We start from the raw sequence: 4,970 nt of genomic DNA, 5'->3' as shown, positions 1-4,970 counted from the left end.
TGTACATAAGCTTACGGATTATTAGTACTACTCGACTATGACATTACTGCCTTTACATCTATAGCCTATCAACGTGGTCATCTCCCACGATCCTTAAAAGAAATCTCATCTTGTGGTGGGTTTCGCGCTTATATGCTTTCAGCGCTTATCCCTTCCCAACGTAGCTACTCTGCCATGCCACTGGCGTGACAACAGATACACTAGAGGTTAGTCCAATTCGGTCCTCTCGTACTAGAATCAGATCCACTCAAATTTCTTGCGCCCACAGTAGATAGAGACCGAACTGTCTCACGACGTTCTGAACCCAGCTCGCGTGCCACTTTAATGGGCGAACAGCCCAACCCTTGGGACCTTCTCCAGCCCCAGGATGTGACGAGCCGACATCGAGGTGCCAAACCCCCCCGTCGATATGAGCTCTTGGGGGAGATCAGCCTGTTATCCCCGGCGTACCTTTTATCCTTTGAGCGATGGCCCTTCCATGCGGAACCACCGGATCACTATGCTCTACTTTCGTACCTGATCGACCTGTATGTCTCTCAGTCAAGCTCCCTTATGCCATTGCACTCTTCGCACGGTTACCAAGCGTACTGAGGGAACCTTTAGAAGCCTCCGTTACTCTTTTGGAGGCGACCACCCCAGTCAAACTACCCACCAAGCAATGTCCCCCGCAAACGCGGGGTTAGGCCTCAGATAAACAAAGGGTTGTATTTCAACAATGACTCCACAACGCCTAGCGACGCCACTTCACAGTCTCCAACCTATCCTACACATCATTTATCCAAGGTCAATACTAAGCTATAGTAAAGGTGCACAGGGTCTTTTCGTCCCACTGCGGGTAAACGGCATCTTCACCGTTACTACAATTTCACCGAGCTCATGGCTGAGACAGTGTCCAGATCGTTACACCATTCGTGCAGGTCGGAACTTACCCGACAAGGAATTTCGCTACCTTAGGACCGTTATAGTTACGGCCGCCGTTTACTGGGGCTTCAATTCAATGCTTCTCCGAAGATAACATCTCCTCTTAACCTTCCAGCACCGGGCAGGTGTCAGGCCCTATACTTCATCTTACGATTTTGCAGAGCCCTGTGTTTTTGATAAACAGTCGCCTGGACCTCTTCACTGCGGCCCTGATTACTCAGGGCGACCCTTCTCCCGAAGTTACGGGTCTATTTTGCCTAATTCCTTAGCCATGAATCTCTCGAGCACCTTAGAATTCTCATCTCGACTACCTGTGTCGGTTTGCGGTACGGGTACTATTAACCTGAAGTTTAGAGGTTTTTCTTGGAAGCCCTTAGGTGCACTATCACTTCAACCGAAGTCTCCGTGTACTATCGTATTTCCCCAAAACCCGTGGATTTGCCTGCGGGTCTTATAGGTAGGTACTTCAACGAACTATTCCGTCAGTTCGCGGCACTTTCATCACTCCGTCACCCCATCACAGTTAACAGTAGTACGGGAATATTAACCCGTTGGCCATCGACTGTCCCTTTCGGGTTCGCCTTAGGTCCCGACTAACCCACAGCTGATTAGCATAGCTGTGGAAACCTTAGTCTTTCGGTGTGCGGGTTTCTCGCCCGCATTATCGTTACTTATGCCTACATTTTCTTTTCTAACCAGTCCAGCATGCCTTACGACACACCTTCAACCCTGTTAGAATGCTCCCCTACCACTTAGAGTAAACTCTAAATCCATAGCTTCGGTAATATACTTATGCCCGATTATTATCCATGCTCGTCCGCTCGACTAGTGAGCTGTTACGCACTCTTTAAATGAATGGCTGCTTCCAAGCCAACATCCTAGCTGTCTGGGCAGACAAACCGCGTTCTTTCAACTTAGTATATATTTGGGGACCTTAGCTGATGGTCTGGGTTCTTTCCCTCTCGGACTTGGACCTTAGCACCCAAGCCCTCACTGCTGAGAAACATTATATAGCATTCGGAGTTTGTCAGGAATTGGTAGGCGGTGAAGCCCCCGCATCCAATCAGTAGCTCTACCTCTATATAACTTAATTCAGCGCTGCACCTAAATGCATTTCGGGGAGTACGAGCTATTTCCGAGTTTGATTGGCCTTTCACCCCTACCCACAGATCATCCCAAGACTTTTCAACGTCAACGGGTTCGGTCCTCCACTGTGTGTTACCACAGCTTCAACCTGTCCATGGGTAGATCACACGGTTTCGCGTCTAACACTACTGACTAAAGCGCCCTATTCAGACTCGCTTTCGCTACGGATCCGTGGCTTAACCACTTATCCTTGCCAGCAACGTTAACTCGTAGGCTCATTATGCAAAAGGCACGCCGTCACCCAACGAATGGGCTCCGACCGCTTGTAAGCGTATGGTTTCAGGATCTATTTCACTCCGTTATTCACGGTTCTTTTCACCTTTCCCTCACGGTACTGGTTCACTATCGGTCTCTCAGGAGTATTTAGCCTTAGCGGATGGTCCCGCCAAATTCAGACAGGGTTTCACGTGCCCCGCCCTACTCAGGATACCACTATCTATTATACTCGTTACCCATACGGGGCTATCACCCTCTGTGGCGCTACTTTCCAGTAACTTCTGGTTCCTTGTACATAAAATGTCGTGGTCCTACAACCCCAACATTGCCGTAACAACATTGGTTTGGGCTAATCCGCGTTCGCTCGCCACTACTTACGGAATCACTTTTGTTTTCTTCTCCTCCGCCTACTTAGATGTTTCAGTTCAGCGGGTTTGCCCACCTATCGGTGTACTATGTCTTCAACATAGTGGGTTGCCCCATTCAGGTATCTACGGATCAATCAATGTGTGCTTGTCCCCGTAGCTTTTCGCAGCTTATCACGCCTTTCATCGCCTCTGAGAGCCTAGGCATCCCCCATACGCCCTTATTTTGCTTATTGTACCAATCTTAAAATTAATTAAGACCGTTTTGTTTGTTCTCTACTATAAATAGTAAAAAACGCTTTCTACTTTTAATATTTTTCTTATCTCAATATGTCAATGAACTTTTACTCTAAGAAATTCCAATTTTTAAATCACAAATCCCAATGATTGGTATTTGTTATTTCTTTTTTGAAATTTGCTCTTTGAGCTTGTGGAGAATAACGGAGTCGAACCGTTGACCTCCTGCGTGCAAGGCAGGCGCTCTAGCCAGCTGAGCTAATCCCCCATTATTTTTAAAATTCCAAAATTTTTAATTTCCAAATTCCAAATAAATAAGGATCTCAACCTCTAGAATTTCCTTTATTTAAGTTAAAAGAGTAGTCCCGGGCAGACTCGAACTGCCGACCCCTACATTATCAGTGTAGTACTCTAACCAGCTGAGCTACGAGACTCTGTTTTTTACTTAAATTCTTATTCTTTTTTTTAAATTAACAGCAAGAGTAATAAAATGTCAACATTAAAAACCAAGAGGTCTTTTTGTCTTTTTCCCTAGCGTGCGTATAGCTAACACTAAGGCTCTAGAAAGGAGGTGTTCCAGCCGCACCTTCCGGTACGGCTACCTTGTTACGACTTAGCCCTAGTTACCAGTTTTACCCTAGGCAGCTCCTTGCGGTCACCGACTTCAGGCACCCCCAGCTTCCATGGCTTGACGGGCGGTGTGTACAAGGCCCGGGAACGTATTCACCGGATCATGGCTGATATCCGATTACTAGCGATTCCAGCTTCACGGAGTCGAGTTGCAGACTCCGATCCGAACTGTGACCGGCTTTGTAGATTCGCTCCTGGTCACCCAGTGGCTGCTCTCTGTACCGGCCATTGTAGCACGTGTGTAGCCCAAGGCGTAAGGGCCGTGATGATTTGACGTCATCCCCACCTTCCTCACAGTTTGCACTGGCAGTCTCGTTAGAGTTCCCGACATGACTCGATGGCAACTAACAACAGGGGTTGCGCTCGTTATAGGACTTAACCTGACACCTCACGGCACGAGCTGACGACAACCATGCAGCACCTTGTAAATTGTCTTGCGAAAAGTCTGTTTCCAAACCGGTCAATCTACATTTAAGCCTTGGTAAGGTTCCTCGCGTATCATCGAATTAAACCACATGCTCCACCGCTTGTGCGGGCCCCCGTCAATTCCTTTGAGTTTCAAACTTGCGTTCGTACTCCCCAGGTGGGATACTTATCACTTTCGCTTAGCCACTGAAGTTGCCCCCAACAGCTAGTATCCATCGTTTACGGCGTGGACTACCAGGGTATCTAATCCTGTTCGCTACCCACGCTTTCGTCCATCAGCGTCAATAAATTAGTAGTAACCTGCCTTCGCAATTGGTATTCCATGTAATCTCTAAGCATTTCACCGCTACACTACATATTCTAGTTACTTCCTAATTATTCAAGCCCTACAGTATCAATGGCAGTTTCCCCGTTGAGCGGGGAGATTTCACCACTGACTTATAAGGCCGCCTACGGACCCTTTAAACCCAATGATTCCGGATAACGCTTGGATCCTCCGTATTACCGCGGCTGCTGGCACGGAGTTAGCCGATCCTTATTCTCACAGTACCGTCAAGACGCTACACGTAGCGTTGTTTCTTCCTGTGCAAAAGCAGTTTACAATCCATAGGACCGTCATCCTGCACGCGGCATGGCTGGTTCAGAGTTGCCTCCATTGACCAATATTCCTCACTGCTGCCTCCCGTAGGAGTCTGGTCCGTGTCTCAGTACCAGTGTGGGGGATCTCCCTCTCAGGACCCCTACCCATCGTAGCCATGGTAAGCCGTTACCTTACCATCTAGCTAATGGGACGCATGCTCATCTTTCACCGTTGTGACTTTAATTATAATATGATGCCATACTATAATACTATGAGGTATTAATCCAAATTTCTCTGGGCTATCCCTCTGTGAAAGGTAGATTGCATACGCGTTACGCACCCGTGCGCCGGTCTCTAATTCCGAAGAACTATACCCCTCGACTTGCATGTGTTAAGCCTGCCGCTAGCGTTCATCCTGAGCCAGGATCAAACTCTTCATCGTATATTAT

General features: G+C 47.7%; 2 tRNA genes and 2 rRNA genes. All 4 read right to left on the bottom strand.

The window, feature by feature from the left end:
* Position 1: 1 nt before the first annotated feature.
* Positions 2-2,884: ribosomal RNA gene (locus tag AAGV33_RS16280) — 23S ribosomal RNA — on the bottom strand.
* Between the two features lie 195 nt (positions 2,885-3,079).
* Positions 3,080-3,153, bottom strand: a tRNA-Ala gene (locus AAGV33_RS16275).
* Positions 3,154-3,245: 92 nt separating this feature from the next.
* Positions 3,246-3,319, bottom strand: a tRNA-Ile gene (locus AAGV33_RS16270).
* Between the two features lie 130 nt (positions 3,320-3,449).
* A 16S ribosomal RNA gene (locus AAGV33_RS16265) occupies positions 3,450-4,963 on the bottom strand.
* Together the 16S and 23S rRNA genes with 2 tRNA genes alongside form the textbook arrangement of a ribosomal RNA operon.
* Positions 4,964-4,970 lie beyond the last annotated feature (7 nt).

Origin of the sequence: Flavobacterium magnesitis (assembly GCF_041729735.1) — a bacterium.
GTDB lineage: Bacteria > Bacteroidota > Bacteroidia > Flavobacteriales > Flavobacteriaceae > Flavobacterium > Flavobacterium magnesitis.
This window is presented reverse-complemented; position numbering and strand designations above follow the sequence as displayed.